This is a genomic window from Salmonella sp. SAL04157 (assembly GCF_046551635.1).
Classification (GTDB): domain Bacteria; phylum Pseudomonadota; class Gammaproteobacteria; order Enterobacterales; family Enterobacteriaceae; genus Salmonella; species Salmonella enterica.
Genome location: NZ_JBGDVS010000009.1, coordinates 125,994 through 150,459, shown reverse-complemented (window position 1 = coordinate 150,459; position 24,466 = coordinate 125,994). Strand labels below are relative to the sequence as shown.

At 51.5% G+C, this 24,466-nt stretch carries 24 protein-coding genes; 7 read left to right on the top strand and 17 right to left on the bottom strand.

Annotated features, from left to right (window positions below):
- Positions 1–47: 47 nt before the first annotated feature.
- Positions 48–1,220, top strand: coding sequence for an MFS transporter AraJ (gene araJ / locus ACLJRE_RS18380; protein ID WP_023212890.1), 1,173 nt, complete (start codon positions 48–50; stop codon positions 1,218–1,220).
- A 19-nt stretch (positions 1,221–1,239) separates the two neighbouring features.
- On the opposite strand, the gene mak is transcribed toward araJ, so the two are convergent.
- On the bottom strand, positions 1,240–2,148 hold the full coding sequence (gene mak / locus ACLJRE_RS18375) for a fructokinase (RefSeq protein WP_001527114.1): 909 nt from the start codon (positions 2,146–2,148) through the stop codon (positions 1,240–1,242).
- 125 nt (positions 2,149–2,273) lie between these two features.
- Between mak and rdgC the strand changes: the two genes are divergently transcribed.
- A complete protein-coding gene (gene rdgC / locus ACLJRE_RS18370; protein WP_000964305.1) occupies positions 2,274–3,185 on the top strand; it encodes a recombination-associated protein RdgC in 912 nt (303 codons plus the stop codon).
- Between the two features lie 37 nt (positions 3,186–3,222).
- Here rdgC and ppnP read toward each other — a convergent pair whose 3' ends face one another.
- From ppnP to ACLJRE_RS18345, 5 genes are all read right to left on the bottom strand, one after another.
- The gene (ppnP, locus tag ACLJRE_RS18365; RefSeq protein ID WP_000941953.1) at positions 3,223–3,507 is read right to left on the bottom strand and encodes a pyrimidine/purine nucleoside phosphorylase; all 285 of its coding nucleotides are present in this window, start codon (positions 3,505–3,507) and stop codon (positions 3,223–3,225) included.
- A 70-nt stretch (positions 3,508–3,577) separates the two neighbouring features.
- Positions 3,578–4,255: an AroM family protein gene (locus ACLJRE_RS18360; protein ID WP_023212888.1), complete on the bottom strand. Its 678-nt coding sequence runs from the start codon at positions 4,253–4,255 to the stop codon at positions 3,578–3,580.
- A 250-nt stretch (positions 4,256–4,505) separates the two neighbouring features.
- Complete coding sequence (gene yaiA, locus ACLJRE_RS18355) at positions 4,506–4,697, bottom strand: protein YaiA (protein ID WP_001143161.1); 192 nt, start codon at positions 4,695–4,697, stop codon at positions 4,506–4,508.
- 26 nt (positions 4,698–4,723) lie between these two features.
- Entirely contained in the window at positions 4,724–5,269 is a 546-nt protein-coding gene (gene aroL / locus ACLJRE_RS18350) for a shikimate kinase AroL (protein WP_000983570.1), read from the bottom strand.
- A gap of 184 nt (positions 5,270–5,453) precedes the next feature.
- The gene (locus tag ACLJRE_RS18345) at positions 5,454–5,909 is read right to left on the bottom strand and encodes a YaiI/YqxD family protein (protein ID WP_000158137.1); all 456 of its coding nucleotides are present in this window, start codon (positions 5,907–5,909) and stop codon (positions 5,454–5,456) included.
- A 139-nt stretch (positions 5,910–6,048) separates the two neighbouring features.
- On the opposite strand from ACLJRE_RS18345, the gene proC reads away from it, so the two are divergent.
- On the top strand, positions 6,049–6,858 hold the full coding sequence (gene proC / locus ACLJRE_RS18340) for a pyrroline-5-carboxylate reductase (protein ID WP_000412193.1): 810 nt from the start codon (positions 6,049–6,051) through the stop codon (positions 6,856–6,858).
- A gap of 14 nt (positions 6,859–6,872) precedes the next feature.
- Here proC and adrA read toward each other — a convergent pair whose 3' ends face one another.
- The 5 genes from adrA to ACLJRE_RS18315 all read right to left on the bottom strand — a co-directional run bounded on the left by adrA (position 6,873) and on the right by ACLJRE_RS18315 (position 11,400).
- Entirely contained in the window at positions 6,873–7,985 is a 1,113-nt protein-coding gene (gene adrA, locus ACLJRE_RS18335) for a diguanylate cyclase AdrA (protein ID WP_000484094.1), read from the bottom strand.
- Positions 7,986–8,076: 91 nt separating this feature from the next.
- Complete coding sequence (gene psiF / locus ACLJRE_RS18330; protein WP_000705165.1) at positions 8,077–8,397, bottom strand: phosphate starvation-inducible protein PsiF; 321 nt, start codon at positions 8,395–8,397, stop codon at positions 8,077–8,079.
- A gap of 352 nt (positions 8,398–8,749) precedes the next feature.
- Complete coding sequence (gene iraP, locus ACLJRE_RS18325; RefSeq protein WP_001518423.1) at positions 8,750–9,010, bottom strand: anti-adapter protein IraP; 261 nt, start codon at positions 9,008–9,010, stop codon at positions 8,750–8,752.
- A 296-nt stretch (positions 9,011–9,306) separates the two neighbouring features.
- Complete coding sequence (locus ACLJRE_RS18320; protein WP_000446772.1) at positions 9,307–10,518, bottom strand: multidrug efflux MFS transporter; 1,212 nt, start codon at positions 10,516–10,518, stop codon at positions 9,307–9,309.
- A gap of 168 nt (positions 10,519–10,686) precedes the next feature.
- A complete protein-coding gene (locus ACLJRE_RS18315; protein WP_000480786.1) occupies positions 10,687–11,400 on the bottom strand; it encodes an extensin family protein in 714 nt (237 codons plus the stop codon).
- 77 nt (positions 11,401–11,477) lie between these two features.
- Here ACLJRE_RS18315 and ddlA point away from each other — a divergent pair, with 77 nt between their 5' ends.
- Positions 11,478–12,572: a D-alanine--D-alanine ligase gene (gene ddlA, locus ACLJRE_RS18310; RefSeq protein ID WP_001096588.1), complete on the top strand. Its 1,095-nt coding sequence runs from the start codon at positions 11,478–11,480 to the stop codon at positions 12,570–12,572.
- A gap of 25 nt (positions 12,573–12,597) precedes the next feature.
- On the opposite strand, the gene ACLJRE_RS18305 is transcribed toward ddlA, so the two are convergent.
- A complete protein-coding gene (locus ACLJRE_RS18305) occupies positions 12,598–12,813 on the bottom strand; it encodes a DUF2754 family protein (RefSeq protein ID WP_001239240.1) in 216 nt (71 codons plus the stop codon).
- Between the two features lie 267 nt (positions 12,814–13,080).
- On the opposite strand from ACLJRE_RS18305, the gene ACLJRE_RS18300 reads away from it, so the two are divergent.
- A complete protein-coding gene (locus ACLJRE_RS18300) occupies positions 13,081–13,389 on the top strand; it encodes a YaiY family protein (protein WP_000763139.1) in 309 nt (102 codons plus the stop codon).
- Positions 13,390–13,426: 37 nt separating this feature from the next.
- On the opposite strand, the gene yaiW is transcribed toward ACLJRE_RS18300, so the two are convergent.
- Both yaiW and sbmA read right to left on the bottom strand, forming a co-directional pair.
- The gene (gene yaiW, locus ACLJRE_RS18295; RefSeq protein WP_001271422.1) at positions 13,427–14,521 is read right to left on the bottom strand and encodes a surface-exposed outer membrane lipoprotein YaiW; all 1,095 of its coding nucleotides are present in this window, start codon (positions 14,519–14,521) and stop codon (positions 13,427–13,429) included.
- Between the two features lie 14 nt (positions 14,522–14,535).
- Positions 14,536–15,756 (bottom strand): peptide antibiotic transporter SbmA, encoded by a 1,221-nt coding sequence (sbmA, locus tag ACLJRE_RS18290; protein WP_000477023.1) that lies wholly within the window; start codon positions 15,754–15,756, stop codon positions 14,536–14,538.
- 346 nt (positions 15,757–16,102) lie between these two features.
- Here sbmA and ampH point away from each other — a divergent pair, with 346 nt between their 5' ends.
- Positions 16,103–17,260 carry a D-alanyl-D-alanine-carboxypeptidase/endopeptidase AmpH gene (gene ampH, locus ACLJRE_RS18285; RefSeq protein ID WP_000830780.1) on the top strand — a complete coding sequence of 386 codons (1,158 nt, stop codon included), beginning with the start codon at positions 16,103–16,105 and terminating at the stop codon, positions 17,258–17,260.
- Positions 17,261–17,304: 44 nt separating this feature from the next.
- Here the strand turns inward: ampH and iprA are convergent, their stop codons facing one another.
- Positions 17,305–17,928, bottom strand: a complete 624-nt coding sequence (iprA, locus tag ACLJRE_RS18280) for a hydrogen peroxide resistance inhibitor IprA (RefSeq protein ID WP_001632568.1) — start codon at positions 17,926–17,928, stop codon at positions 17,305–17,307.
- An 85-nt stretch (positions 17,929–18,013) separates the two neighbouring features.
- Positions 18,014–20,959 carry an autotransporter outer membrane beta-barrel domain-containing protein gene (locus ACLJRE_RS18275; protein WP_023212887.1) on the bottom strand — a complete coding sequence of 982 codons (2,946 nt, stop codon included), beginning with the start codon at positions 20,957–20,959 and terminating at the stop codon, positions 18,014–18,016.
- A 512-nt stretch (positions 20,960–21,471) separates the two neighbouring features.
- Here ACLJRE_RS18275 and hemB point away from each other — a divergent pair.
- Positions 21,472–22,446, top strand: coding sequence for a porphobilinogen synthase (hemB, locus tag ACLJRE_RS18270; RefSeq protein ID WP_000130724.1), 975 nt, complete (start codon positions 21,472–21,474; stop codon positions 22,444–22,446).
- 103 nt (positions 22,447–22,549) lie between these two features.
- On the opposite strand, the gene prpE is transcribed toward hemB, so the two are convergent.
- A complete protein-coding gene (gene prpE / locus ACLJRE_RS18265; RefSeq protein ID WP_001632564.1) occupies positions 22,550–24,436 on the bottom strand; it encodes a propionate--CoA ligase in 1,887 nt (628 codons plus the stop codon).
- Between the last annotated feature and the right edge of the window lie 30 nt (positions 24,437–24,466).

The window sequence follows — 24,466 nt, the reverse complement described above, 5'->3', positions numbered from 1 at the left end:
ATTCACAGCACAGCGCGCAACATGCGCCTTTATTTTCGGCAGGTGGTATGAAAAAAGTTATTTTTTCTTTGGCGCTGGGTACGTTCGGCCTGGGGATGGCCGAGTTTGGCATTATGGGCGTGCTGACGGAGCTGGCACGCGATGTCGGAATAACGATTCCCGCCGCCGGGCATATGATCTCGTTTTACGCCTTCGGCGTCGTGCTGGGCGCTCCCATTATGGCGCTCTTTTCCAGCCGCTTTTCGCTTAAACATATACTGCTGTTTCTGGTCATGCTGTGCGTGATGGGCAATGCCATATTTACCTTTTCCTCGTCATATCTGATGCTCGCCGTCGGCAGACTGGTTTCCGGCTTTCCGCACGGCGCCTTTTTTGGCGTCGGCGCCATTGTCTTGTCAAAGATTACCCGCCCCGGGAAGGTCACCGCCGCCGTCGCGGGTATGGTTTCAGGGATGACGGTGGCGAATCTGGTGGGCATTCCGGTCGGCACTTACCTGAGCCAGGAATTTAGCTGGCGCTACACCTTTTTATTGATCGCGGTTTTCAACATAGCCGTGCTCACCGCGATTTTCTTCTGGGTGCCGGATATTCGCGACAAAGCCCAAGGCAGCCTGCGCGAGCAGTTCCACTTCTTGCGTAGCCCCGCGCCGTGGCTCATTTTCGCCGCCACGATGTTCAGCAATGCGGGCGTTTTTGCCTGGTTCAGCTATATCAAGCCATTTATGATGTACATCTCCGGTTTTTCGGAGACGAGCATGACGTTTATTATGATGCTGGTCGGGCTGGGGATGGTGTTAGGCAATCTGTTAAGCGGCAAACTCTCCGGCAGATATACTCCACTGCGCATCGCGGTAGTGACTGACCTCGTTATCGTGCTCTCTCTCATGGCGCTCTTTTTCTTCAGCGGATACAAAACGGCATCGCTGACTTTCGCGTTTATCTGCTGCGCTGGTCTGTTTGCGCTCTCTGCGCCGCTGCAAATCCTGCTGCTGCAAAACGCCAAAGGCGGCGAACTGCTGGGCGCGGCGGGAGGGCAAATCGCCTTTAATCTCGGTAGCGCGATTGGCGCCTGGTGCGGCGGACTGATGCTGACGCTAGGTTTTGCGTACCACTACGTGGCGCTTCCCGCCGCCCTGCTCTCGTTTTCCGCCATGTCGTCGTTGCTGGTATACGGACGTCTAAAACACAAGCAGCCATCGGTCACGCCGGTTGCCGGATGACACCATCCGGCTAAAAACGTTACGCCAGCGGCCACAGCCAGGCCGCGCCGCGCACGCCGCTCGAATCGCCATGCCGCGCCTTACGTACCGGCGTCTCGCACTCGCCGCCAAAAACAAACGATTTCATCAGCGACGGAACCGTCTTGTACAGGCGCTCAACATTGCTCATACCGCCGCCCAGCACAATGACATCCGGATCCAGAATATTCACGACATGAGATAATGCTTTCGCCAGCCGCAGCTCATAACGGCTTAACGCCAGTTCCGCCACGGCATCCTGCGCGTCGACCAGACGAATAATCTCATCGCCTTTTAGCGCTTTACCGCTCAAACGCTGGTAATCCGTGGCAAATCCCGTACCGGAAATAAAGGTTTCGATACAGCCTTGTTTACCGCAATAACAGGGAATTTCTTCGCGGTAACGCAACTCATCGTCATCCATCCACGGCAACGGATTGTGGCCCCATTCGCCTGCCGTACCGTTGCCGCCGATGTGCGCCCGGCCATTTAGCGCTACGCCCGCGCCGCACCCGGTACCGATAATCACCGCAAATACCGTTTGCGCCCCCGCCGCCGCGCCATCTACCGCCTCTGATACCGCCAGGCAATTGGCATCGTTGGCTAACCGCACTTCACGCTTCAGACGACGGCTCACATCGCTATCGAACGGCTGGCCGTTAAGCCACGTAGAGTTAGCGTTTTTTACCACGCCGGTGTAAGGCGAGAGAGAACCGGGAATGCCAATGCCAACGCTGCCGGTCTGGCCGGTCGCCTGTTCCGCCATGTCGACCAGCGTAGCGACGGTTTCTATCGTTTGCTGATAATCCTCCCGCGGCGTAGGCAGACGATGGCGAAACCGCTGCTCTCCTGCATCATCAAGCGCAATGACTTCCATTTTTGTGCCGCCTAAATCGATACCAATACGCACATACCGCTCCTCATTTTTTGGGAATATCAACAGGGTAGAATTCACCGTTCTGATTGGCAATGCAAGCCTGCCGACAATTCGTTACTATACCGCCTGGATTTAACGACAAGGCCGTGGAAATTATCATGCTGTGGTTCAAAAATTTAATGGTTTACCGTCTTAGCCGCGATATCACATTACGCGCCGAAGAGATGGAGAAACAGCTCGCCTCAATGACGTTTACCCCATGCGGTAGCCAGGATATGGCCAAAATGGGCTGGGTTCCGCCGATGGGCTCTCACAGCGATGCGTTAACGCACACCGCCAATGGCCAAATTATTATTTGCGCGCGCAAAGAAGAGAAAATCCTGCCATCGCCAGTGATCAAACAGGCTCTGGAGGCGAAAATCCAGAAACTGGAAGCCGATCAGGGACGCAAGCTGAAGAAGACGGAAAAAGATTCCCTGAAGGATGAAGTGTTGCATTCGTTGCTGCCGCGCGCGTTTAGCCGCTTCAGTCAGACAATGATGTGGATTGATACCGTTAACGGCCTGATTATGGTTGACTGCGCCAGCGCGAAAAAAGCGGAAGATACTTTGGCGCTACTGCGTAAAAGTCTTGGCTCGCTGCCGGTCGTCCCGCTGGCGCTGGAAAACCCGATTGAGCTGACGCTCACCGAGTGGGTGCGCTCCGGTACGGTCGCTCAGGGTTTCCAGTTGCTGGACGAAGCCGAATTGAAAGCGATGCTGGAAGATGGCGGCGTGATCCGCGCGAAAAAGCAGGATCTGGTCAGCGACGAGATCGCCGTTCATATTGAAGCGGGTAAAGTGGTCACGAAGCTGGCGCTCGACTGGCAGCAGCGTATTCAATTCGTCATGTGCGACGACGGCTCCATTAAGCGTCTGAAATTCTGCGACGAGCTGCGCGATCAGAACGAAGATATCGACCGGGAAGATTTTGCCCAACGTTTTGACGCGGACTTTATCCTGATGACCGGCGAGCTGGCGGCGCTGATTCAAAGCCTGGTGGAAGGATTAGGCGGCGAAGCGCAGCGCTAACCAGAGGGTCCCTCTCCGCCGGAGAGGGGACTCACCGTTACAAATAGCGGCACAGATACGAGGTGGGCTCAGCAACCTGTAGATGAAACTCGCTGTGGCCAGGCACGTTAAACACCTCACCGGCTGTATACACTTTCCATTCGACAGTTCCCGGCAACAGTACCTTCAACGCGCCGCTCACAACCGTCATCTCTTCGGGTTCGGCGGTGCCAAAGGTATACTCCCCTTCCGCCATCACACCAACGCTGGCCCGGCCGGTGCTACTGCTGGTAAATCCAATAGACTTCACTTTCCCGGAAAAGTATTCATTACTTTGTAGCATAATCAGGCCCCGTCTCGTTATTAAATTAACACCCAATATAGAGTCCTGACGTTCGGCCTGTCACGTAAAATTAGACAAGCAGTTCTGAAGCTAACCGCGCAATCAAAACATTAGAGAGTAAAACCGGCACATCCAGCTCCTGCTGTAAAATATCCCGATGACGCTGATGAAAACCCAGACAATCCAGCATAATGACGTCCGCGCCTTGATCCAATAGCGCCTGCCCGGCATCAATTAACTGTTGCTCAGAACCGTGAACCGGATTCGCCAGCGAATACACCGGCGGCATTTGCAATACCTGCCATTTTTTCTCCTGGGCCGCCAGAAGTTCTGCAACAGGCACAATCACGCCCACCTGATGCCCATCCACAATAGAGGCGACAAGCGGTGGAATAATACGCAGCGGTTCAAGCAAAATAGAATTACGGGCTGCCATACTTTTAATCGCCGCGGTGCTCATCAGTATAATGACGTCATAACCCTGGTTATCCAGCACCTCGACAACGCTCTGTAAATCTCGCTCCACTTTCTGGCGGGAAACATGGGCTATCTGGTTATCATTCAGCAACGTCAAAAGCGGATCGTCGCCAGGCTCTACAGCGTAATCCGCCATAACGTCTTCCCGGCTCATTTTTCCCAGCAGGCTATGATGGGTGATGTGTTGTTCGTCGATGTATTCCGTCAGAAGCGGTAACACTTCGCTCATTGGCACAACGCCGATTGTGAGGATTGCCAACGACGCACTCATTTTTATTCCACCTTATTACTTCGTCGTAATTCCCGGGCAAATATTCACACGCTCACCGCGCTACCTGCCCTACAAATCTCAGAAAGCGTAGCAGCAGATGAGCAACGTATTGTGTAAAGATTCCAAATAATTCCAATATTGTATTGTTATCGCTTAATTTACGGTTTTAGTTGCCAGTATAAATGTTTCAAGAATGTGATGGAGATACAATTTAGGGGTACCCGGAATCCCTTCCGAGTGGTTCATGCGTCTATGATTTATCCGGATCTTCGTAACGTTTTTTCGCATCCATCGCTTCTTCTGCGGTCGGATGCTCGCTGATGAGCGAATCAGGTTTCGGATGGTCAGCCCGTAGCTGATACCACGTCACCGTCTGGCCCGGCGTGCCTTTTTCAATGGTGACGATATAAGCTTCCCGCGGATAAGGTGGTCTGGTTGGCATAGCGTTTCCTTTATTCTGGGTGAGCGTTAAGTATAGACATCTCCCTGTAACCGTTGCGTCGACGGCGGCAACGCCGCAATAATTTCAGAAACGACCTGGGCCGGCGTTTTCGTCGCGTCAATAATGTAATGCGCCGTTTCGCGATACAACGCGTCACGCTGCTCAAGCACTTCCCGAACCTCTTCGCTCAACGGCTTGCCGGTGAGGGTCGGGCGCAGATCCGCTTCAGGTTCAGCCTCAAGCCGGTTAACCAGCGTGGATACCGGCGCGCACAGATAAATCACTACGCCAACACGGTGCATATAACGTCGGTTATACTCCGTGAGAATAATACCGCCCCCCGTCGCCACAACAGTCGAAGGCGCGCTTACCGCTTCCAGGGCCGCGGTTTCCCGGGCGCGGAACCCTCCCCAGCCTTCTTTTTCAACGATATCAGCGACGCTCATCTGCACGTGCGATTGCAGCCAGCGGTCGGTATCTGCAAACCGAAAACCGGTTGCCTGCGCCAGCGCCATACCGATGGTGGTTTTCCCACAGCCCCGCGGGCCAACAAGATAAAGAGGTTGCATCATAGCAGGCGTTCCCCCAGGAACTGCGCATACGCAGGATTTGATATCAGCAATGTTATAATCATATCATCTAACTAGTACAACGCATAAATGTAAACAATAATTTACATTAAAGTACTAAAGTCACAATATTAGTACTATAGCAAGAATCAGAAATGAATAAACTGTAAATTTTTCATTACACGATTTATTTTTTACGCTGGCTTTCCAGCCACCACTTATCCAGCTCGGCGGCAAAATGCTGACGATCGCGCGGCGAGAGAGTGTTTGGTCCCCCCGTTTGTACGCCGCTGGCGCGTAGCGTGTCCATAAAGTCACGCATCGTCAGACGTTCACGAATCGTGGCGTCGCTATAGCGTTCTCCCCGGGGATTAAGAGCCGCAGCGCCTTTTTCCAGCACTTCAGCCGCCAGCGGAATATCCGCGGTAATCACCAGATCGCCCGCTTCGCATTGACGCACAATTTCATTGTCCGCCACGTCAAACCCGGCGGCCACGCGGAGCGTGCGGATAAAACGCGAAGGCGGCACACGCAAGGCCTGATTGGCAACCAGAATAAGCGGCAACTGCATCCGCTCGGCGGCGCGGTACAAAATTTCTTTAATGACATTCGGACACGCATCCGCATCCACCCAGATGGTCATAATGTCTCCCGTACGGTATACAATCTTTTATTGTCTCGCGCTTTTGCCTTTCATCAAAGTGCTGTTTCTCCTTCTGCCCGTTTTCAATCCGCGTTAAGCTAACCATTCCCCATAACACACAAACATAGGGAGTGACGAGATGGAGAAGAAAATCGGTTTTATTGGCTGCGGTAATATGGGCAAGGCTATTCTTGGCGGACTGATTGCCAGCGGTCAGGTACTTCCCGGTCAGATCTGGGTCTACACCCCCTCCCCCGATAAAGTTGCCGCCCTGCATGACCAGTACGGCATTAATGCGGCGCAAAGCGCGCAGGAGGTCGCTCAGGTCGCGGATATCGTTTTCGGCGCGGTAAAACCGGGCATTATGGTGAAAGTGCTCAGTGAAATCTCCTCCAGCCTGAACAAAGACTCGCTGGTGGTCTCTATCGCCGCAGGCGTAACGCTTGATCAGCTTGCGCGCGCGCTGGGACACGACCGTAAAATCATTCGCGCTATGCCGAATACGCCGTCGCTGGTCAACGCAGGAATGACCTCCGTCACGCCAAACGCGCTGGTCACACCGGAAGATACGGCTGATGTGCTGAATATTTTCCGCTGCTTTGGAGAGGCGGAAGTAATTGCTGAGCCGATGATCCATCCGGTGGTTGGCGTGAGCGGATCTTCGCCGGCCTATGTCTTTATGTTTATCGAGGCGATGGCGGACGCTGCCGTTCTGGGCGGTATGCCTCGCGCTCAGGCTTATAAATTCGCCGCGCAGGCCGTTATGGGATCGGCGAAAATGGTACTCGAAACCGGAAAGCATCCCGGCGAACTGAAAGATATGGTGTGCTCGCCTGGCGGAACGACGATTGAAGCCGTACGCGTTCTGGAAGAACGTGGCTTCCGCGCTGCGGTAATAGAAGCGATGACGAAGTGTATGGAAAAATCAGAGGCGCTCAGTAAATCCTGAAGCCCGGCTGGACGTCATGCCGCCACTTCGGTGCGGTTACGTCCGGCATTCTTTGCTTTGTAAAGCGCCATATCCGCAGACTTTAGCCATTCCCGATAATGACCGATTTGTGGCGTTAACGGCGCCACGCCCACGCTGATACGTAACATGACCTGCGGCGCGCCCGGCAAGCGTAAGGTATTTAGCCGTTCATGCACTCGCGACATGGCGGTAATCGCGCTGTCTGCCGGCGTTCCGCACATAATCACCGCAAATTCGTCGCCGCCAAAGCGCCCGATAATATCACTCCCGCGTAGCGTTATCTGTAATTGACGCGTCAGGGCGATAATAGCCTCATCCCCAACATCATGCCCCCAGGTGTCGTTAATGCTCTTAAAATGATCGATGTCGATAATCAACAATGTCGCCTCCCGATGATGGCGTCGGCTGTGATCGAATTCATTACGTAATAAAATTTCCCAGTGGCGTCGGTTATAGACGCCGGTCATGCCATCCCGCGAGCTCATCGCCTGCAAGCGTCGCTTATGTTCCGCTAATTTAATGGCCGTTTGGTAACTTACCCAGGCGAACAGAAGCGGATACAACATAATGACGGGCAAAGAGAGCGTGACTTCCAGCGACGAGCTTCGCATCGCGACGGGTAGCCCGGTAAGCTGCAACGTCACCAGACATGACGCCAGCAAAAGGCCCATTCCGACAGTGAATAGCCGCCGCCCGCCAGCCCCCATCAGATTCATGCTCATCATCATAAACAGCGCGGCGGCAGGCAACATATTGACGCCCATCAACGCGATCCACATGCCGGAGAGGATCGCATCCACTTTCAGGTTGTAAATTTCCTGACGTAGCGGATCAAGGGCTTTCGCCGACCACTGCCACGCCAGATGCGGCCAGACAAAAGACCAGCCGACCAGCAACAGCCACCAGCCGCCAAAGACAGGTTGCGTCACTAACACGGCGGCCACCGGTAAAAACATCCCCCCTAACCCCACCGCGCGCGGTAGCCTGATGCGCCGGGCGAAGCGCAACCCGGAGCGCTGACGATCATCAGGAGGGTCAGGCGGCGCTACCGCCTGTTCAACTGCTTTTCGGTAAAAATTTTCATCATTCATTATTTTTGGGAACATTTAGAAACAATTTTCCCAAATTATAGAAACAGAGCGCATGGAGGGAGTATGAAATTTCGGGTGAGTGTTTTTCAGGGCTCACCCGATAGCACTACGCCGCTTTTTTCAGGCAGGCGCTCATAAACTTGCTACGGTCATCGCCTTTCAGGGATTGTTCCGTCGCCTGAACATTGCATTCACGCATTTTCTGCTGTTGCGGCGTCAGGCTTTTCTCGCCAGGGGCTGACTGACTGTTTTTCAGGCAGTCGCTAAGGTAGGTTTTACGCGCATCGCCTTTCAACGCTTGCGCTGTCGCCTGCTGATTACAGGTTGTCATGCGCTGCTGTTGCGGCGTTAACGGTTTCTCGGTTGCGCCGACGGCGGTTAAAAAGACCAGGCCAAAAAGTAAAGTCACCAGTAATGTTATTTTCATAGCACCATCCTTTTGTCAGTGTACACATTACACGTTGTCCCTTTGGGAAATATCCCAGGGACTTTATATAAGTCTGGCTGTTACTGGCAAAAATACCACCCGGTTGTAAAAGTATTACTTACCGTGAGCAATAGATGTTTTATTGATTGACAAACCGTAGGCTAATGTGCAATTCGATTATCCACAGTCACACTGGCAGGATGCAGAAGAACAGCGCATAGCGTTACACTGTTATTACCATAGCCGCTTCGTTTTTATTTTCTTCTGGTTAATACAGAGCAAAATAAAAACGAAGCGGCCAGGGCTATTTTATAAAAGTAACGTTATAACAACTGTGTTGTTTTAAATACGATTAGTGCCGGGGGTGTCTCAGCAACTTTTTTACATATTGGCGCAGCAATTCCGTATCGTGATCAGGAACGCTGGCATCCGGCTTTACGCCTTCAAGTGCCCCCTCTACCTGACGTATCAACATCTCCTGCTCGTTTTGCGCCATGTTACGTAACATTGCTGTGACGATAATCTCTAACGCTTCTACCTGAGCAACCAGTTCTTTCGACTCTTCTTCTTTTTGGGCTAGCTTAAGCAACAACTCTGCTATGAGATTTTTCATGACCATATTTCCTTATTAGTTCCAGGGTGACGTTATCACTATGAAGAACCACTGCCTAGAGGCTGAAAGTACTATTTTTATGATACAGGAAGAACTTTACACAAATAATTATCACTGTCGCCGCAGCGAAACGTTTCTCAGACCGAAAACGAGACGATAATAAACCATCAAAAAACAATAATCACGCTATATCATAATTTAAGGTTATGCCATCTATAGAAAAACTTCACGGATAAAGAATATATCTTTTAATTTAAACCATATCGTAACGGCAGAAGCGCCGTTACGATGCACCGCTATTGGCCTTTCGCTTTTTGCGCGTTACGCCGACGACGTAACGCCAGGGTCAGTTGCCCAATATTGATCAACACGATCGCCGCCGTAGCGATAAAAACCCAGCGGAAACCGGCCATCGCCGATACCGTCGCGCCCATCAACGGCCCAACCACGTTGCCCAGGTACATAAATGACTGGTTGTAACCAAAAATACGTCCGGTAATTTGATCGCTGGAGTATTTCACCAATAACGTTTGTACGGCGGGTAACATCGCGCCATCGGCAAAGCCTAACAAGAAACGCAACAGCCCCAACTGGAACGGCGTGGTGACCCAGGACATCGCGAAGAAAAGCAGCACTGCGCAGATAAGCGTGGCCATCAGAATTCTTTCCGTGCCGATTCTGTCGCCAAGTTTTCCCAGGCGAGGCGCGGAGATAAGCGCGGAGATACCGGGCACCGAGGCAATTAACCCGCTAAGAAAGGCGATGTTATTACTGTCCGGCATCATTGATTTGATAAACAGCGCCAGGATTGGACTGATGGAACCATTACAGAGTTGAATGACCATCGTGGTAAAAAACAAACTGATCACCAGCGCAGGATAAGGTAACGACGCAAAAACGGCTTTACCGCTCAGGCGTTCGCTTTTCCTGATGACCGGACGTACGCCTTCTTTAATTAAAAATAGAGTGACCAGAAAGCTCACCACCAACAGCATGGCGGTAATCAGAAATACCGCCCGCAGCCCGATATGATCCGCGACAAAGCCGCCCATTAACGGCCCGCCGATAACGCCGCTGATTTGCGCGGTAGAAAGCGTACTGAGCGCCCAGCCGCTACGTTCGCGCGGTACCTGAGAGGCTACCAGCGCCATGGCATTGGGGATATAGCCTGACGTTAACCCCATGATTCCGCGCAGCAGGAAAAGTTGCCAGACATGGGTCGCGAATGCCTGCAGTAGAATAGCTATCGCCATCCCGAGCGACGCGCGCAATAGCATCAGTTTACGCCCTTTACGATCGGCGAGACTGCCCCACATCGGCGACACAATGGCGGAAATAAGAAACGTGATGCTAAACGTTAACCCGGACCACATTGATAACGCTTCATGGGAAGAGACGCCAAGCTGGGAAATATAAAGGGGTAAAAATGGCAGGATTTGGCTGATTGCCAGCCCGGTAAAAAAACATCCAAACCAAACGGAAATTAGATTAACTTTCCAGGATTCCATAAAACTCGTAACGGTAAGTAGCTGAAAATACGCGTTAGCTTAGCAAGCTCTCATTTTCCTGGTGGTTCCAGAGGTGCGATACGTCACACTTTGCTATTTTGTCTCCCCGTTCATCATTTTTGTGAAACATATCACATTATATAGCCGCGCAAGGCAGACGTTTATGCTTTAACGACACACGCCGTAGCCCCGCATTCCAAGATGAAAATGGTTAGCATGAGCAGCGTTATAGTCAGGCCCGAGTCCATTGCCATAATAATGGCAACTGGCGTTTAACATAGCGCGTAACCAGGGCCCCGTCTCCTCACGCCCCCAGCCGCGCAGAACAGTGATTTTTCGGCCATCCGATAGCTGAAACCCGCTGACATCCAGCGCTTCTGCGCTGGCATGTTCACTGCGACGCGCATCCGGGCGGTGATAAATATTACGGCAGGCATAGCTGCCCAGATGTTCGATGCGGGTCAGGCGGCGCTTCATCCACGTTTCTGTTAAAGGTTTTGCCTGCTGTTCGACAAACAGCGCGGAGCGCAGCGCCAACGGGCAGGAGGCTAAAAAACTGCTGCTCAGTTTGACCTGGCCAAAATCTCTGACGCGCACAACATGGGACAAGGGACATTCACCAGTGCTATCCGCAACAGGTTGTGATGAAATTAATCCCTGTTGATTGGCCGCCGTCAAAAGCTCCCGGCACTGCGACAGCGTAAGGCGCTGTAGTTTGAAGGTAGTGATCCAGCCTGGCGGATCGGCAAGTTGTAGCGGAGCAAAAGGATTATAATAAGAGGGAAGATAACGATATCCCAGTCCGCCAATGCCGCCCAACAGCACAATAATCAGAAAACCCTTACCTCTCACGCGGCCTCCGTTCTCACATCCCATAAACATTATGGCAGAAGCCCGCGAAACCCGCGTTTTGTCGTGGTAATGTATACGCTTTGCATTCGATGGAATGGGTTTTTAAGATGGCGAAATTGCGGGTAGGAATAGTATTTGGCGGTAAGTCGGCGGAACATGAAGTGTCTTTGCAATCAGCGAAAAATATCGTTGATGCGATCGATAAAACCCGCTTCGACGTGGTGCTGTTAGGGATAGATAAGGCAGGACAATGGCATGTTAACGATGCGGAAAATTATTTGCAGAATGCAGACGATCCGGCACATATCGCGCTACGTCCTTCGGCAATCAGTCTGGCCCAGGTGCCTGGCAAACACCAACACCAGTTGATTAACGCCCAGAACGGGCAGCCGCTACCGACGGTAGATGTTATTTTTCCTATCGTCCACGGTACGCTGGGCGAAGACGGCTCATTGCAGGGGATGCTGCGCGTCGCAAACTTACCGTTTGTCGGTTCAGACGTGCTGAGCTCCGCAGCCTGCATGGATAAAGACGTCGCCAAACGACTGCTACGCGATGCAGGACTGAATATCGCCCCGTTTATTACACTCACCCGAACGAATCGTCACGCGTTTAGTTTTGCCGAGGTTGAATCCCGTCTGGGACTGCCGCTGTTCGTTAAGCCCGCCAATCAGGGCTCTTCGGTCGGCGTTAGTAAAGTCGCTAACGAAGCGCAATATCAGCAGGCGGTCGCGCTGGCTTTCGAATTCGATCATAAAGTGGTGGTGGAGCAAGGGATCAAAGGGCGCGAGATCGAATGCGCCGTATTAGGTAACGATAACCCACAGGCCAGTACCTGCGGCGAAATCGTACTGAATAGCGAATTTTACGCCTACGATACTAAGTATATTGATGATAACGGCGCACAAGTTGTCGTGCCTGCGCAGATCCCTTCCGAGGTGAATGACAAGATCCGCGCGATCGCGATCCAGGCTTATCAGACGCTGGGGTGCGCGGGTATGGCGCGTGTCGATGTCTTCTTAACGGCAGACAATGAGGTCGTGATTAACGAGATCAATACGCTGCCAGGTTTTACCAATATCAGTATGTATCCAAAACTCTGGCAGGCGAGCGGATTGGGCTATACCGATTTGATCAGCCGCCTGATTGAGCTGGCGCTGGAACGCCATACGGCGAATAACGCCTTAAAAACCACGATGTAATAGCGCACGCCCGATAGCGCAACGTTTATCGGGCGTCTTTTACCTCATCATCTTCGCGCCGGCGAATGATGAACCCCGCCAGCCAGAAGCTGATAATCCACGTTACCAGCCCAACGCCATAGGTTTGCCATCCTTTCGCCTCAAAACCCAGCAATCCTACGACGCCATTCAAAATAAAGATAAGGCCAATAGAGAAGGCATAGTAGTGCCAGTCACGACGAATTTTTACAGGCAAACGCATAACGACTCCGACGTATTAACAGCAACAAAAACGTATTTTTGCATACTTCTGGCGAGCGAGTCTGTGGGGGATACGGAATTTCTTAAATGTTAATTGATTTTGATAAAAGTGATCGTTTTGTGACAACTAACAAAAATTTACGCGATGGATACATTCCGTATGTGAAATTACCATGATTCTGATATTGACAAACACAATGACCTGTCAGACTTCACAGTAAGCCGATGGCATAACGCCAGATCGTAGCCGATCATCCTGGAGGTCTTTATGGCTGATTTCACTCTCTCAAAATCGCTGTTCAGCGGGAAGCATCGAGAAACCTCCTCTACGCCCGGAAATATTGCTTACGCCATATTTGTACTGTTTTGCTTCTGGGCCGGAGCGCAACTCTTAAACCTGCTGGTTCATGCGCCGGGCATCTATGAGCATCTGATGCAGGTACAGGATACAGGTCGACCGCGGGTAGAGATTGGTCTGGGCGTCGGGACGATTTTTGGTCTGGTGCCCTTCCTCACAGGCTGCCTCATTTTCGCCGTTATCGCCGCGTTTTTACGCTGGCGTCACCGTCACCAATAAACCTTAGCGCGCTGGAGAAAATATCCCAGCGCGAAATTTATCGCCCCATACACCGCGCCCGCCGCTCATCAACTCGTTTAGCAAACCAGGCGGTCGTCAGCTTGCGCGTGATCTTCGGACTTTCCAGTTGAATACCGGGCAACATTTCCCGCGCAAGCGTCTTGCCCGTTTTGGCCTCGGCCAGTTTATAGACTTTCTTGTAGAGCGCCGTTTTTTCAAACGCCAGGCTATCGCCTTTCTCCAGTTGGCTGCGAATTTCGCGCTCACTCATTCCCAACTGCCCTGCCAGTTTGCGCACCGCTAACTCTGTTTTGCCCGGTTTCTTGCTGTTATAACGAATCAGATCGCCATCCAGCGCCAGTTTTACCCCACTGGCTTTACTGACGGCATTCTGGAACGCAGCGTTACGGCTGGCGTACCATCCCGCGTTGAAGTCGGCGAAGCGGAAAACAGGCGCGCTGTAGTTCGCCGGGTAATTCAGCAAATGGTAGGTTCCAAACCACAATCCGCCACGGCGCGTAAAGACCTCCTGACGTACCGTACCCGTCATCTTCCACGGATAGCCTTTCGCGTGCTGTTCGGCAAAGGCAATGCTGACCTGCATCGGGCCGCCCGTATGCACCGGGTTATATGAGCCAAATAGCGTCTGCCCCATAGGGACCATATTGATAAAGTCGTCAAAAATAGCGCTAAGCTGTTTTTCGGTTTTTACCGTGTCCAGGCGTTCGCTATAGCTCTTGCCGTTGGGGGAGTTAATTTTCAGCGCGGTGTGCACCAGAAACAGCGGAATGTGTAGTCGTTCAGCGCGGCGATCAATCTCCTGCCAGGCGATTTTACTTAGTCCCGGCACGACAGGATCAGCCTGATAACCGGACTCCTGCTGGGCGACAGCCAGCACCGAACAGATATTTTCTACCGTCGGCGCCAGCCCCTGGCTCTTAAACGTTGTCGCGATGTCTTTCGCCCAGGCCTCTCTGTCTTTGACACTGGCCGGCATTTTCTGACGTACTACGCTTGCCACGTCGACAGGCTTCTCGCCCTTGCTCACCGGCTGCCCGGATTGACTACTACAGCCAGCCAATATGGCGACCGCCAGAAAAGGCAGAGGATAAAGACGGGACGCCGCCGACATAACGTTTCCTTCTGTTAGCTAAAAGAGTGGGTCACTTCCTGAACTGGCTGACCATCCAACTGACGTTCAAAGCTACGTAAACGTTTATAAATAGACATCAGCTCCACCAGCGTCGTCCAGGAGTTAATCAAATACTGGAACGAACCGCGCACCTGACCAAACACGTTGGTGATTTGCGTCATCAGCCCCAGCGTAATCGTACCGGCAACAATGGAAGGAAACAGCAGGAACAAACCGAAAACGTTATCGACCTGCAAATAGAGAATGCGCGCGATGTTGAAATACATATAGTGAAAGTAGAGACGGAAGTAGTTATGACGCACCGCGCTAAACAGTTCACGGACGGTTGGCGGCGTGGCGCGGCTGGCGTCATCTTCACCGTAGACCAGCTCCTTACGATAAGCGGCTTCCACTCGCTGATTTTTAAATTCCAGCCCCGGCAATTTGATCCCGACGACTGCCAGCAGGCCCGTCCCCATTAATGACCAGACTATGGCGGCAATGACCAGGCCGTAAGGGATATGCCCTACGATGGGTAAATCCGGCACATGCGCTGACAGGGTGACCAACACCGGCAGAAAGGCGATGAGCGTCATGATGGCATTGATAAAACTCACGCCCATATTCTCCAGTGTAGAGGCAAAACGCATGGTGTCCTCCTGCACACGCTGGGCGGCCCCTTCGATATGGCGCAGGTACTGCCAGTGCGCCATATAGTGCTCATTCATTGCGGTACGCCAGCGAAATACATAGTGGCTGACAAAGAAGTTGTTCAGCACACCGATCACCACGGCGATAAGCGCAATACCGAGAAACACCCCCACTTCATGATAAAATTGACCAAGAGTGACCTTGTGCGGCGAGCTGAGCGCCGTTTGAATCAAATCATAGAACGGCGCGTACCAGGCGTTAACCGCAACGCCAACCTCCACCAAAAACCAGGTGACAAAAATAATGAGCGAGGTGCCAAGTATCGACCAATACTGCCAGCGGTGCGGGCTATAGATGAACCAGAACGTTGCAAATAAACCCACGCAAATCAGGTAATAAGCATAAAAAATCAGATAGTCCAGCGACCAGAAGCGCGCTGCGCTGATAGGCACTTCATCGGATGCCCCTACAAGTCGCGCCACCCAATCTCCTCCTCCCGCCTGCCAGAAAATGACGGCGATCAGCGCCCAAACAAACGCCGACATGAAAAACGGCCCTGGCTTTGGGAAAAAAGATTTAAACATCATGCTCTCCTGCTAACTTCTTCTCTTTATTACGGCTGCTGTGACGGCGGCAATATCACGCCATGCCCACGCAAATGAAAGGGCTAAACCAGGCATTGTGACCTACGTTGTGACGCTTAGTTCGCACTTCTGCTCAACAGAATTGTTTCGACGAGTTTCATTCTAAGCAGGCAGGCTGGCGCTATCAGGTTATCACAAGCGCTCTATCACAAAAGTAAACATTCTTCATCACGAAAACCCGCCGTTACGTTTTTTCACCCACTTTTTTCTCTTTAACGTTTTGCAATGTGCCGCCGGGTAGTATAAATACGCATAACCACCGTTATTTCACTTATGGACATCACCGTTGAAACGTAGTCTGCTTTTTACTGCCATGCTGTTTGCGGCATCACTTACTTCTGTCCAGGCGGCTCAGCCGATTGCCGATCCGGTTTTTGCCTCTGATATCGTTGATCGTTATGCCGAGCATATCTTTTATGGTAGCGGCGCCACGGGCATGGCGCTGGTGGTGATCGACGGCAATCAACGCGTATTTCGTAGTTTCGGTGACACCAGACCGGGCAATAATGTTCGTCCACAGCTTGATTCGGTCATTCGTATCGCTTCGCTCACCAAGCTAATGACCAGTGAAATGTTGGTAAAATTGCTCGATCAGGGAACGGTAAAATTAAACGATCCGCTCAGCAAATATGCGCCTCCCGGCGCGCATGTCCCGACGTATCAAGGCACGCCGATTACGTTGGTCAACTTAGCGACCCATACCAGCGCGCTTCCGCGAGAACAGCCCGGCGGCGCGGCGCATCGTCCGGTATTTGTCTGGCCAACCCGCGAACAACGCTGGAGCTGGCTCTCCACAGCAACGTTAAAAGTCGCGCCAGGCTCGCAGGCGGCCTATTCCAATCTGGCGTTCGACCTGTTAGCCGACGCGCTGGCGACCGCCTCCGGCAAACCTTATACGCAACTGTTTGAAGAAAAGATTACCCGCCCGCTGGGAATGAAAGACACCACGTTTACCCCCTCTCCCGATCAGTGTAAGCGTCTGATGGTGGCAGAGAAAGGCGCAAGCCCCTGTAATAATACGCTGGCAGCCATTGGCAGCGGCGGGGTCTATTCTACGCCAGGAGATATGATGCGCTGGATGCAACAGTATCTGTCGTCAGATTTCTATCACCGTAGTCATCAGGCCGATCGTATGCAAACGTTGATTTATCAGCGCACACAGTTAAAGAAAATCATCGGGATGGACGTACCAGGTAAAGCCGACGCGCTCGGTCTGGGCTGGGTCTATATGGCGCCAAAAGACGGACGTCCTGGCATTATCCAGAAAACAGGAGGCGGCGGCGGTTTTATTACCTATATGGCGATGATCCCACAATATAATATTGGCGCTTTTGTGGTCGTAACCCGTTCCCCCCTCACTCGTTTTACCAATATGAGCGACGGGATTAACGATTTGGTTACTGAGCTAAGCGGCAATAAACCGATTGCTATTCCTGCATCCTGAGTCGTCGCGCCTCGCGCTATATCAGACGAGGCGCAACATTTTTGTTAATATTCGGAGGGCAAACGGTTAATACTGATCAGTTTGCCTTTATTCATTTCAATGTAATTACCCTTACGCAGGGCCGCGAGAACTTCCGCCACCACCGATCGCGATACGCGCGTTCGTTGATGAATATAATTCATAACACCAATACGTGAGCGAAGTTCTTCATCCCACTCAATCATTGTCATTAACGTCGCACGAATCTGGTCGTAAGAATTATTACCAATGAGCTGCTTGTCACGAAGTTCCAGTACCTGGCTTTTCCATACTATCCAACAGAAGGCTTCACGCCACAGTTGGTTCTGCTCAATGATGGCGAGAGTTTGTGATGATGAGAGGCGATAACCGATGCAACCGCTCTCCGCAATTAATTTATATTGTGCCTCTTTTTTCGCCACACCATCGGCTAAACCGAAAATAAAGGGGGCCTGCACAATACCAATAAGAACTTTATCACCCCGAACTAACGAAACAACCCCCTCTAAAATAACAAAGGTATGGGTATTACTTTCATCAGGTGAACAGATAATCTCTTTATCGTTAACAAACTCGAAACGCGCACCATGCTTAGAAAGGCATTTATCGAGTCTGTTGAATTCCTGTAGTGGCTTGCTTAAAGATAACATATGCATTCCTTGCAATAATGCCCGTCAAGTCCTTGACGGGCATTTTTCAGTTTAAATTACCTTTATTTCTCCTGAGAGAAAATGATTACCAGGTATATTTAACACCAACGTTTGCAGACCAGTCTTGATCAACATCACCGCCGCCGAGGTAGTTAGCATCGGTGTAGGCGCTGAAGTTCTTCGTGAAGCTGAACTGAGTACCCAGACCAACACGTACCGCAGAACCTTCTACGCCGTTGTCGATAGAGTCGCCGTTTACGTCAGCATCGTTGTTGGAGTCGTCGTAAACGTAAGCCAGTTTGAAGTACGGCGTCAGCGCCTGATCTTCGCTGTAAGTGAAGGTATAACCTGCATCTACACCGATTTCATAACGCATGCTGTCGTAGGACTGACCGTCAACTTTCATGTTGTTGCTCAGCTGGTAGTCGTCGCCAGACTGGAACAGACCGGATACGCTGCCGTAAGGCGTTACGTAGCCTGCATCACCCAGTTTCCAGTCGTAACCCAGTTTCAGACCGAAGCCCCAGGCGTCAGAAGAGGTGTTGCCGTCAACGTAAGTACCGTCGCTCATGTTAGCAGACAAATCGTTGTTGAAGTGAGAGTAGCTCAAGTTACCGTCAACAAAGATGTTGTTTGCGAAACGAGCGGAAGAGTAGATGTAGGCAGACTGGCTGTCCTGATCCACCTGACCGGTACGATCGCTCAGATCGCCTTTCGCGAAGCCTGCTGCCGCACCAACGATCCACTTAGCGTTGTTACCGTCAACTTTGGTATCAACACCGACCATGATGCCATTAACATCCTGATCGTAGTTAATGGTGCCGTTGTCGCCGTTGAAGTTACCGCCGAAGTAGCTTACCCATGCGCCGCCGTTATCCGCCAGGCCATGACGAGCGTTGGTCAGACGAGTACCAACGGTGTCTTGTTCCAGGTTCCAGATATTGGTGTTCGCAGAAGGAATGCTCAGCGCCATGTTAGCGTAGTCGGTCAGTTCCATCTGTTCCAGCACGACAGTGTTGCCTTCCTGCTTAGCCTGATAGGTGTAAGCACCCAAGTCAGCTTTGTTTGCTGCAGAGAAGGTAGCATCGGTGTTTACGTCATTGACACGAATCAGCTCGTTGCCTTTGTAATCCGCAACAGAACCCGCACCAGTAGCGTTGTCGATGCGCACTTTATAGTTACCGGTGGCTGCTACAACGTTGTCAGTGTAGCTATTATCCGCTTCACCGTTAGCACTGTAAGTAGTATCGGCAGTGTTATCACCGTTGTAATAATCACCATTACCATTCACGGTCAAATGACCGTCAGAAGTCATAGCGATGACACCGTAACCATAGGTAGCGTTTGATGTATCGGTTGTGTTGGTGTGGCCGTTAACCAAATCTGCATTCAGCACATAGTCGCTGTTGTTGATGTTAAATACACCAGCGTTGGTCAGTTCCAGAGTATCTGTACCGAAAGAATCGGCATCAAATTCACCAGCACCGATGCTGAATTCACCGCCGTTTGATACGGTAATAGTGTTAGCATACAGATAAGCAGTTTCGTTTGTCAGATCAACTTTACTGTAACTATCAACCGTCAGGTGATCGGTATCAACTTCACCATAGGAACTGAGGTTCATCGTTGAACCATTGGTCAATGTGATGGTGTCTGCGATTAAAGAAGAACTGTCAGCTACGTTAACCTGAGAACCATTATTAACAGTTAGGGTATCGACGTTTGAAGCGTTTACCGTATCCCATTCAGAACCGTTATCCAGCGCTACAGTGAAGATACCGCTCTGGAAGGTCTTGTCATCAACAACGTTGCCCCATTTATCGAAAACAGAATTAGGTTCTAAGCTGTTAGTACCATCTTCAAGATTGTACATATCAGCCGGTGCGATATACTCATAGCTAAAGTATGCGTCACCTACCCACTTACTACCGTTATCGAGTTTGAGGTTCAGCTCATCAACGTTATCGTTGTCGTGACTCCAACCGCCATTCGTATCTTCTACACCATCGTTGTTGGTGTCATAACCAATTGGGCTGAAACCATCGCTGGCGCTGATAACACCATCGCCATTGGAATCAGCATTCGCGTCGTCAGCATTGTTGAAGTTACTTGTAAACACAACATCACCCATCAACGTTGAACCGTTGGTGAATGTAACGTTGTTCTTCATCGAATAGTATGAGTCAGGATCATCTGAGAACGATAAAGCAGTGTCATTCGGATTATGGTACCAGGTTCCTGTCGTTGTATCATAAACAGCGTTGCCAGAATAATCGCTTGGCTCTGAAGAGTTACCAAACCAACCGTTACCCTCAAGCGGAGTCACAGCCCCTGATGTAACAGTGGAATTGTCAACGACAATAGTGTTGTCCCAAGTATGAACATAAGCGCTATCACCACCAGTAGCATATGTTGCGTCGTAAGTATCGCCCTGGCTCAGAGTAATACCTGCAACACGAGAGTTATTGGTGATATTAATATTACTTTCGACATCCAACGTTACAGCAGTGCCTAAAGAAGCTAATTCGGAAGTACGCCAATCTTCCGTAGTAACTTTTCCATCAGCATTATTATAATCATCGGTGAAGTAGAAATATTCATAATCATCATCGATAGTGGAGTTAGCGATATTGAGGGTAAATGTATCGCCATCATCCCAGTCATGATCAACATATGCTGTGTCATCCCACATATGTTGGGAAGTAATCATGCCATGGATGGTAGAATTGGTGATATTCAGTGTATTCGTAGAATCTGCGGTGTAGTCATTGTTCAGATAATACGTAGAAATAACACCATTTACAGTATCGTTGTTAAAGGATTGATCGAAATCGGTAGTTGCAGGATTGTAATAAACATAACCACCGTAAGTTACATAATCGGTGTCAGTATTGATCCCAGCATACTGGGTAGTTGCGTCGTCATGATACCCAAAAGTGTTATAAGTAGTAGCATTCGCCTGAGAAGTGATTGCCAGAGTGCAAGCCAATGCTAATTGTGAGACTACAAGTTTCTTTTTCCAGGAGTGCATTTGTCATCCCTCCTCAGGGACGTAATATAGTTGATCCATCAATTATCAATGCATAAAAACATATAGATGTTTAGCAAGGAGGATTATGCGGCGTCATTGCTAAAAGGTTCAATTATTCTTTATCCTCAGTCCGGATTCGGACATGAATTAAAAAGACGTAATAAAAGGAAAATAGATAATTAAAAATCATTCTTTTTCATGAGGTTACAAGAAAATAAAAAAATAAAATACATATGAGATAAATATGGATTAAAGAAAAATAAAATAAATATGAATAATGTTAAAACCCACATTTACTTAAATGACGATGAAATAAAACTAAAAACAACGTAAAACTAATTCTTATTTAAAATGATATAGTGCCTGAGGTATTAATCTCCGGTATATAAAAGAAGCGCCATGTTCTGCCGCCACCGGGGCTGCGCCTGCTACGTTAAGGACCGTTTTCGTAAAACATCTGCCTACAGATTCAGGTATACTGGGCCTTCGATTCCACAAACATCAGGCAGACCATGACAGACCTTATCCATCGCCCTCGCCGCCTGCGCAAATCCGCTGCGCTGCGCGCTATGTTTGAAGAGACAACACTTAGCCTGAACGACCTGGTGTTGCCGATCTTTGTTGAAGAAGAACTCGACGATTACAAAGCTATTGATGCCATGCCCGGCGTAATGCGTATCCCGGAAAAGCAGCTGGCGCGAGAGATTGAACGTATCGCAAATGCTGGCATTCGTTCCGTTATGACCTTCGGCATTTCCCACCATACTGATGACACCGGCAGCGATACCTGGAAAGAAGACGGTCTGGTGGCAAGAATGTCCCGCATCTGTAAGCAAACCGTGCCGGAGATGATCGTCATGTCCGACACCTGCTTCTGCGAATACACCTCGCACGGCCACTGCGGCGTGTTGTGCGAACACGGTGTGGATAACGATGCGACGCTGGCCAACCTCGGCAAGCAGGCCGTTATCGCGGCGGCGGCTGGAGCAGATTTTATTGCGCCCTCCGCGGCCATGGATGGACAAGTCCAGGCTATCCGCCAGGCGCTGGATGCCGCCGGTTTTACCGATACGGCAATAATGTCCTACTCCACCAAGTTCGCCTCTTCTTTCTACGGCCCCTTCCGTGAAGCAGCGGGTACCGCGTTAAAAGGCGACCGCAAGACGTATCAAATGAATCCGATGAACCGCCGTGAAGCGATTCGCGAATCACTGCTCGACGAAGCCCAGGGCGCGGATTGCTTAATGGTGAAACCGGCCGGCGCGTATCTGGACGTGCTGCGTGAAATCCGCGAACGCACAGAGTTGCCGCTTGGCGCTTACCAGGTGAGCGGTGAATACGCCATGATTAAATTTGCTGCTATGGCTGGCGCCATTGATGAAGAAAAGGTCGTGCTGGAAAGTCTGGGCTCGATTAAACGCGCCGGCGCCGATTTGATTTTCAGTTACTTCGCGCTGGATCTGGCTGAGAAAAATATTCTGCGTTAATTCTGTTACAGGGCGGCGCGCTGCCGCCCTTTCCCAACTTTACACCCCACTATTCAGTCGCTGACGCTAACCCGTTGCCGGACGCGGCTTATCCGGCTTACGGCTATTCCTCGATCGCCTGGCGAATTTGCTGCAACGACGCGGGATCGTCAATAGTTGTCAGATCGCCCGGATCGCGGCCTTCACAGATCGCCTGGATCGTGCGGCGAAGCATCTTTCCGGAACGCGTTTTGGGGAGCTGCGAGACAAACCAGACATGCGCCGGACGACCAAAGTGACCGATCTGGTTGTCCACCAGCGCCATAATCGCTTTTTCCTCGTCGCGCGCCGCCTCGCGATCCGCCAGCGTATCGCTCTGCTTCGGAATGACAAACGCCACCGCCACCTGCCCTTTCAGAGCGTCCTTTATCCCCACCACCGCCACTTCCGCTACGTTCGGGTAACCGGAGATACTTTCTTCTATTTCTCGCGTCCCCAGCCGATGGCCCGCAATATTAATCACATCATCGGTACGGCCCAGAATAAAGTAATACCCCTCGGCGTCGCGGATTCCCCAGTCGAAGGTGGCATAAACCTGACGGCTAAACAGCGACCAGTAAGTCTTCACAAAACGCGCATCGTCGCCCCAAATAGTCTGAATACAGCCCGGCGGCAGCGGCCCTTCAATCACCAGCATGCCTTTTTCATTTATGCCGCAGGGGTCGCCGGTGACTTCATTGAGTAGCTGGACGTTATAACCGTACATCGGCACGCCGGGACTTCCCAGACGCGACGGCCTGTCGTCCAGCGCGCGGGCCAGCGCCATGATCGGCCAGCCGGACTCCGTCTGCCAATAATTGTCGATAACCGGCACCCCCAGCGTCTCCGTCACCCAACTGGCCGTCGGCTCGTCCAGCGGCTCACCGGCCAGATAAAGCGCCTCCAGCGAGGAGAGATCGTGATTACGGATTTGCGCCGTCGGGAATTTTTTCAGCACGCGAATCGCGGTCGGGGCGGAAAACATCCGGTTAACCTGGTATTTCTCGACAATTTTCCACCAGACCCCGCAGTCCGGGTACGTCGGCAGTCCTTCGTAAACAATAGTCGCCATGCCTGCCAGCAACGGCGCGTAAACGATATAGGAGTGGCCGACGACCCAGCCGATATCCGATGCGCAAAAGAATACGCCGCCCGCCTTGCCGCCAAAAATGGTGTCCATCGAGGTTGCCAGCGCCACCGCATAACCGCCGACGTCGCGCTGGACGCCTTTCGGTTTGCCGGTAGTGCCGGAGGTGTAAAGAATGCATGAGGTTTCATTGGATTCCAGCCACGCCACCGGCACGCTCGCACCGAGATGCTGCTGGCGCAACGTGGCAAAATCCAGATCGCGCCCATCCACCCACGCCATTTTCGCCAGCCCTCTGTCCACCAGCAGAACGTGTTTCGGCTGATGCTGCGCCTGCGCAATAGCGTCATCGAGCAGCTTTTTATATGGCAGGATTTTACCGCCCCGCGCTCCGGCATCCGCCGACACAATCAGCGCCGGTCTGGCATCGTCAATGCGCGCCGCCACGCTGTGCGAGGCAAAACCGCCAAAGACCACCGAATGGATCGCACCAATGCGCGCGCAGGCCAGCAGGGTTATCTGCGCTTCGGCAATCATCGGCATATAGACCAATACGCGATCGCCACGCTGCACGCCCAGCGACAGCAACATGGCGGCCACAGCGTTGACTTCATCATGCAACTGGCTGAAGGTAAATGTGCGCTCTTCATCGGTCTCTGATGAGACGGCAATCAGCGCCAGCGCCTCCGGCTGTTTATCCAGCCAGCGGTCAACGGCGTTATGACATAAGTTAGTGGTGCCGCCGCAAAACCAGCGGGCAAACGGTGGACGGCTATGATCCAGCGTCTGCGTAAACGGCTGTCGCCAGTCGATACGCCGGGCCTGCTCGGCCCAGAACGCCTCCGGTTCGTTAATGGAACGCTGATAAAATTCGCTAAAAGACATCACGCTCTCCTGTTGAACTTACGCCTTACT

What these genes read in the sequence shown, in the direction of transcription:
- araJ (WP_023212890.1), top strand. Translation starts at nt 48, where the DNA reads ATGAAAAAAGTTATTTTTTCTTTGGCGCTGGGTACGTTCGGCCTGGGG.
- rdgC (WP_000964305.1), top strand. Translation starts at nt 2,274, where the DNA reads ATGCTGTGGTTCAAAAATTTAATGGTTTACCGTCTTAGCCGCGATATC.
- ppnP (WP_000941953.1), bottom strand. Translation starts at nt 3,507, where the DNA reads ATGCTACAAAGTAATGAATACTTTTCCGGGAAAGTGAAGTCTATTGGA.
- ACLJRE_RS18360 (WP_023212888.1), bottom strand. Translation starts at nt 4,255, where the DNA reads ATGAGTGCGTCGTTGGCAATCCTCACAATCGGCGTTGTGCCAATGAGC.
- yaiA (WP_001143161.1), bottom strand. Translation starts at nt 4,697, where the DNA reads ATGCCAACCAGACCACCTTATCCGCGGGAAGCTTATATCGTCACCATT.
- aroL (WP_000983570.1), bottom strand. Translation starts at nt 5,269, where the DNA reads ATGATGCAACCTCTTTATCTTGTTGGCCCGCGGGGCTGTGGGAAAACC.
- ACLJRE_RS18345 (WP_000158137.1), bottom strand. Translation starts at nt 5,909, where the DNA reads ATGACCATCTGGGTGGATGCGGATGCGTGTCCGAATGTCATTAAAGAA.
- proC (WP_000412193.1), top strand. Translation starts at nt 6,049, where the DNA reads ATGGAGAAGAAAATCGGTTTTATTGGCTGCGGTAATATGGGCAAGGCT.
- adrA (WP_000484094.1), bottom strand. Translation starts at nt 7,985, where the DNA reads ATGTTCCCAAAAATAATGAATGATGAAAATTTTTACCGAAAAGCAGTT.
- psiF (WP_000705165.1), bottom strand. Translation starts at nt 8,397, where the DNA reads ATGAAAATAACATTACTGGTGACTTTACTTTTTGGCCTGGTCTTTTTA.
- iraP (WP_001518423.1), bottom strand. Translation starts at nt 9,010, where the DNA reads ATGAAAAATCTCATAGCAGAGTTGTTGCTTAAGCTAGCCCAAAAAGAA.
- ACLJRE_RS18320 (WP_000446772.1), bottom strand. Translation starts at nt 10,518, where the DNA reads ATGGAATCCTGGAAAGTTAATCTAATTTCCGTTTGGTTTGGATGTTTT.
- ACLJRE_RS18315 (WP_000480786.1), bottom strand. Translation starts at nt 11,400, where the DNA reads ATGTTTATGGGATGTGAGAACGGAGGCCGCGTGAGAGGTAAGGGTTTT.
- ddlA (WP_001096588.1), top strand. Translation starts at nt 11,478, where the DNA reads ATGGCGAAATTGCGGGTAGGAATAGTATTTGGCGGTAAGTCGGCGGAA.
- ACLJRE_RS18305 (WP_001239240.1), bottom strand. Translation starts at nt 12,813, where the DNA reads ATGCGTTTGCCTGTAAAAATTCGTCGTGACTGGCACTACTATGCCTTC.
- ACLJRE_RS18300 (WP_000763139.1), top strand. Translation starts at nt 13,081, where the DNA reads ATGGCTGATTTCACTCTCTCAAAATCGCTGTTCAGCGGGAAGCATCGA.
- yaiW (WP_001271422.1), bottom strand. Translation starts at nt 14,521, where the DNA reads ATGTCGGCGGCGTCCCGTCTTTATCCTCTGCCTTTTCTGGCGGTCGCC.
- sbmA (WP_000477023.1), bottom strand. Translation starts at nt 15,756, where the DNA reads ATGTTTAAATCTTTTTTCCCAAAGCCAGGGCCGTTTTTCATGTCGGCG.
- iprA (WP_001632568.1), bottom strand. Translation starts at nt 17,928, where the DNA reads ATGTTATCTTTAAGCAAGCCACTACAGGAATTCAACAGACTCGATAAA.
- ACLJRE_RS18275 (WP_023212887.1), bottom strand. Translation starts at nt 20,959, where the DNA reads ATGCACTCCTGGAAAAAGAAACTTGTAGTCTCACAATTAGCATTGGCT.
- hemB (WP_000130724.1), top strand. Translation starts at nt 21,472, where the DNA reads ATGACAGACCTTATCCATCGCCCTCGCCGCCTGCGCAAATCCGCTGCG.
- prpE (WP_001632564.1), bottom strand. Translation starts at nt 24,436, where the DNA reads ATGTCTTTTAGCGAATTTTATCAGCGTTCCATTAACGAACCGGAGGCG.